At 65.2% G+C, this 256-nt stretch carries 1 protein-coding gene; it reads right to left on the bottom strand.

Annotation, left to right across the window (positions count from 1 at the left end; all coding sequences use genetic code 11):
- A partial coding sequence (locus SB847_RS21565) for a hypothetical protein (protein ID WP_410578725.1) occupies positions 1 to 256 on the bottom strand: 256 nt, incomplete at both ends.

The raw sequence follows: 256 nt of genomic DNA, 5'->3' as shown, positions 1-256 counted from the left end.
ACCAGGTCTTCGCGGCCGGGGCTGTACCAGTCCAGGGCATCGAACCGGGCCTCGAAACTGGCCCACGTACCCCGTACCCGGGAGGGATGGCCGGTGAAGAGCTCGCGGTAATAGGCGTAGCCCGCGTCCTTGGCGATCAACGGCCACAAGTGCGCGCGGAAGTCGAGTTCCGCATGTGAGCCGAGCAAAGATTCTATGGCGGGTGCCGTAAAGTACCGGGGCCGGGCGGCTGGCTCACCGAGGAGTGTGGAGGAAA

Source organism: Bacillus sp. SIMBA_026, from assembly GCF_046535335.1.
Taxonomy (GTDB): Bacteria; Bacillota; Bacilli; order Bacillales; family Bacillaceae; genus Bacillus; species Bacillus velezensis.
This window is presented reverse-complemented; position numbering and strand designations above follow the sequence as displayed.